2 protein-coding genes and 1 pseudogene are annotated in these 2,126 nt (G+C 50.6%); all 3 read right to left on the reverse strand.

The annotated features are described in order from the left end of the window. Positions 1 to 24: 24 nt before the first annotated feature. Complete coding sequence (locus tag BG32_RS00925; protein WP_121526237.1) at positions 25 to 927, reverse strand: ABC transporter ATP-binding protein; 903 nt, start codon at positions 925 to 927, stop codon at positions 25 to 27. Then, on the reverse strand, positions 928 to 1,878 hold the full coding sequence (locus BG32_RS00930; RefSeq protein ID WP_121526238.1) for an ABC transporter ATP-binding protein: 951 nt from the start codon (positions 1,876 to 1,878) through the stop codon (positions 928 to 930). It abuts the gene before it with no gap. 2 nt (positions 1,879 to 1,880) lie between these two features. Next, positions 1,881 to 2,126, reverse strand: a pseudogene (locus BG32_RS00935) (ABC transporter permease subunit); the annotation flags it as partial.

Genomic DNA, 2,126 nt, shown 5'->3' on the forward strand with positions numbered 1-2,126 from the left:
AGGAAATCTTCGCCAAACATGTCTTCATCTCCTTTGTACGGCAACATAGTGATCCTCTTCAACTTCCACCATTTCATGTTCCGCGTCCACGATGGGATCGAAACACTTCCGCCCGTCTATTTTCCTTTTGTGATCGCTTTCAATATCCTCCCACTTCTTGTCGAGCCTCGGTACTGAAGAGAGAAGTTTGCATGTGTAATAGTGCTGGGGGTTGAAGAAAACTTTGTCAGTTCTTCCCATTTCTACGACATGACCTTTGAACAGTATCACCGCTTTTTCACTCAGATAGTAACCAAGAGACAGGTCATGAGTTATGAAGAGGATTGAAAGCCCCTTCTTTTTGAGGTCTGCGAGCAGGTTCAAAACATCTATTCTTGTAGAGGCGTCGAGCATGCTGATCAGTTCGTCGGCAACTAGAAAGTTCACGTCCAGCAGCAGGGCCCTGGATATGAGAATTCTCTGGAGCTGTCCGCCGCTCAGCTGATGAGGATACTTGCCCAGAATCTGATCCGGATCGAGGCCAACCAGTTTCAGGACCGTGTGGACCTTGTCCATCCAGTCGCTGTAGTGCATCTTCGCAAAGAAGACCGATCTAAGATTCTCGAAGACTCTGTCAACTTTGAAGATAGGATTATACGAGCTGAAGGGATCCTGAAAAACACCCTGGACCTTTCTGTAATAGTCTCTTAGCTCTGCGCCCTTCAGCCCGCTTATATCGCGTCCGTCAAGTCTTATTTCCCCTTCGGTGATTGTTAACAATCTCAGGATCATCTTTCCTATGGTGCTTTTTCCGCTCCCGCTTTCGCCTATGAGCGAGGTGACCTCTCCCTCTTCGATCTTGAATGAGACGTTGTTTACGGCCTTGAGCCTGCCTGAAGAGAACATTCCCGTCTTGAAGACCTTCGTCAGATTAATGAGCTCAAGCATCTAGTTCACTCCCCAGCAGGCCACCCAGTGTGAAGGCTCGATTTCGACCATGGGCGGTTCCTCTTCGCATTTTTCGAAGGCGATCGGGCATCTGTCCTTGAATCTGCAGCCCCGCGGAGGCGAGAGGAGTTGAGGGGGTTTTCCAGGGATCCCTTTCAGTCTTCTATCTGTGTAGTGAACGCCGACCTCCGGCAGAGACGAGATAAGCATCTTCGTGTAGGGATGGACGGGCCTTTTTATTATCAGTTCCGTGGCGGCCCGCTCGACAAGCTTGCCCGCGTACATTATAAGAATAGAATCGGCTATCTGGTAGAGGATCGAGATGTCATGGGTAACGAAGATGATGCTTTTGACGAAGCCCTTGTCCCTGAACTCCACGATCATCTCGGCCACTGCTCGCTGAGTCGAGACATCCAGGGCCGATGTGATCTCGTCGGCTATCAGCAGAGAGGGATTCAGAAGCGTTGAGATAACCATTACGGCCCTCTGCTTCATTCCGCCCGACAGCTCTACGGGATACATGTTCAGGACCGATCTATCCAGACCCACGAGATCCAACCTCCTGTTGAGTTCGGGGAGAGTTTTTTCGTAACCCACGCCGTGACAGGCGAGAAGATCTGAGATGAGTCTCTTGAGCTTCACGGTGGGATTCAAGGCATTCATGGCATACTGAGGGATTATCGAGATTCTCTTGTATCTGAAGTCGTTCATCTTTCTTTGATCGCCGATTGGAAGTGGATTTCCGTCAAGAGAGGCACTGCCCTCCACGAGTTTCATCGGGAGGCGAAGCATTATGAGGGAGTTGCTCAGAGTCGATTTCCCGCAGCCCGATTCTCCGGCAATTCCTGCGATCTCCCCATCACGAAGATCGAAGCTCACACCGTCCAGTGCCTTTATATCTCCCTTAAGAGTCTGGTAATAGACTCTAAGGCCATCCACGCTTAGAGACATTGTTACAGCTCCCTCAATTTAGGATTGAAGACTTCGTCCAGTCCAGTATTCATAAAGTAGAGCGCGCCGACGATAGCCGTAATGGCTACTCCGGGAGGTATCAGCCACCACCACATTCCGAGCTGAATTGCGCTCCAAAGAACCGCATTCTGCATCATGAGTCCGAGCGAGATCCCCTGAGTCGGGCCGAGCCCGATAAAATCAAGCGTAACGGCCGCGAGAATGGCGCCTCCGAACTGGAGTATGAA

Origin of the sequence: Mesotoga sp. HF07.pep.5.2.highcov (assembly GCF_003666285.1) — a bacterium.
In the GTDB taxonomy this organism is placed as follows: Bacteria; Thermotogota; Thermotogae; order Petrotogales; family Kosmotogaceae; genus Mesotoga; species Mesotoga prima.